Annotated in this window: 2 protein-coding genes; both read right to left on the bottom strand. The window is 36.6% G+C overall.

Features of this window, described 5'->3' with window-relative positions; genetic code table 11:
• Positions 1-146 precede the first annotated feature (146 nt).
• Positions 147-1,436, bottom strand: coding sequence for a tetratricopeptide repeat protein (locus tag AA81_RS13795; RefSeq protein ID WP_103899353.1), 1,290 nt, complete (start codon positions 1,434-1,436; stop codon positions 147-149).
• A gap of 170 nt (positions 1,437-1,606) precedes the next feature.
• A complete protein-coding gene (locus AA81_RS13790) occupies positions 1,607-2,131 on the bottom strand; it encodes a hypothetical protein (RefSeq protein ID WP_103899245.1) in 525 nt (174 codons plus the stop codon).
• Positions 2,132-2,265 lie beyond the last annotated feature (134 nt).

Raw genomic sequence — 2,265 nt, 5'->3', positions numbered from 1 at the left:
TATCGTTTATTTTTATCACTCCCGCTTTTTGTAGCATTTTCGATACTTTTAAGTGTTTTAGAAAGTGTACCAACAATTGGTCCAACAGGTGTTATCCTTGAGTTTGATAGTCACAAAAACGTTGAAAATATGGTTAAAATTGGTTGTCATCTCAGTTTTTCTGATTCCAGGTATTTTGCTTCTATTTCCTTCATTTCTTCCTCCATTACCATAGGAGATAAAACAGGAATGGGAGGAGGGGAGTGTAGTTCTATTTCAATATCTTTTATCTGAATGCGTTTTATGTTTGGTAAAAAAAGGATAATGATTAAAAACACAATAAGAAATACAGAAAGAGACCAGTTTATTTGAATAGAAAGATACCACTCAGGAACAAATAGGTGAAGCAGCAATAATGCAAGAATAAGCAGTATAAGCAGTAAAAGAATAGAAAATCCAATTCTCTTAAGCCAGCGATGTAAAGGGGAATTAAACCACCAGCGCCACAAGGATGGCCTAATTTGATAGTTCCAAATATTGTCGAGCAATTCACGCGCGGGTGCCTCTATTGGAGATTTTGATTTTAATTTGATACACTCTTCAAGTTTTTCTTTTGCTGTAAAAATGTCATTGCTCTTAAGGTAGAAGTGCCCTAAAAAATACAGAACATAAGCCCTTATTTCTTTTCCCTGTTTTGAGTTTTTCGACAACGTTTCATTCATCTTTTCCAGGTTTCTTATGATTGTGGTGATTTCTTCTTGATACTTTTTATCTTCTGAATCCAAGGAGAATTCTGCCTTGAGATAATTAGTATAAGTATACCAGAGGAAATGTATTGGATTACTTGAATCCAAAGTCATTGCCTGTTTAAAGGATTCACTTGCAGTATCATAGTCTTTTTCTTCGATTTTGATTCTGCCTTGTAAACTCCATGCAGGAACAAGTTCCTCATCTATATTGAGCGCGTTATCAACATTGTCAGAAGCCTCTTTAAGATTTCCAAATTTAAAGAATAGTTCTCCTAAGTTGGTATATGCCAAGGCATTTTTTGGATCTATCTCAATGGCTTTCTCGTAAGCCTGCAGCGCCTCTTCATGTCTTTCAAACTCACCAAGTTCAACACCTTTGTTGACCCAGGCATCAGCATACTGTGGATTTATCTCGATGGCTTTCTCGTAAGCCTTCAGCGCATCTTCATATCTGCCAAGCTTGATAAGTTCAACACCTTTGGCGAACCAGGATTCGGCAAACTGCGGATTTATCTCGATGACTTTCTCATAAGCCTCTAGCGCATCTTCATGTCTCCCAAGCTCGCCAAGTGCAACACCTTTGCCAAACCGGGCTTTGTCATCTTGCGGATTTATCTCAATGGCTTTTTCAAAAGCCCTTAACGCCTCTTCATACCTCCCAAGCTCGCTAAGTTCAACACCTTTTTTGAACCATTCCTTATCAGTCATTTTTTCTTCCCGACCTCCTTTACTTTATGGTCAGCCTTTCCACAAGATTAACCTTTTCTTCTTTAAACAATATTGCATATAACGTCCTGCAGATGAAAGAAGTTCAACAACCATTGGATCTGGGGTAACTCGAATTTTTCTTTTATCCGCTGTTAGGTGACGGCGAAATATTACTCCCACCATGGTTTACTCGCTTCGGTTGAAACTTTTGAATAAAGCTCGCAAATAGCCTTTATTATCGGTTTCAGCTCATATTTATCTCCTCTAAAAGTAAGTGTCCATGTTGTAGGATTAAAAATACGAAGGAAATCTTTTTGGTCTATTCCAGCTATCATATTCGGGGGTAATATACTTGAATCAACAAAATTATGCCTTTCAGAAGATTCTGCCCACTTCTCTAATCTTTCATCAAAATGTTCAAAATGATTTCTAAAGTTCCTTGGTTGTATAGGGGAATTATCTTCAATACCTAAGCTTTTTCGTAACTTTTCGCCTCTCATCCCATATTTTTGATTTATTGGCCAAAAAATTTTGGAGATATTACCTACAGCTACCAAAAAATTTTGTATTGCATACCATACTAGATCTGAATCTTTATTTGATAATCCTGTTTTTATTTGCTCTATAGCAATAATGTCGAATTTACATTGTCGCTCAATTTCCATTTGAAATATTTTCAAAACCATTTTCTCCATCTCACCTGACCCCCTTTAGGAAATCCTAACAGTTGTCTAGCCTGCTTGGAATTTCAGTCTGTCCCTTAGCATTTTGTTATTTTCTCACTTAATAAATACCTTCTCTTCAGCATTTGCTCTGTGTATTCCCATTT

The sequence above is a fragment of the Petrotoga halophila DSM 16923 genome (assembly GCF_002924615.1).
Note: the sequence above shows the minus strand (reverse complement) of the source record. Positions and strands in the feature narration are given on the sequence as shown.

Bases quoted from the DNA above. Each gene is read 5' to 3' on its own strand.
- AA81_RS13795 (WP_103899353.1), bottom strand. From the start codon at position 1,436: ATGACTGATAAGGAATGGTTCAAAAAAGGTGTTGAACTTAGCGAGCTT.
- AA81_RS13790 (WP_103899245.1), bottom strand. From the start codon at position 2,131: ATGGAGAAAATGGTTTTGAAAATATTTCAAATGGAAATTGAGCGACAA.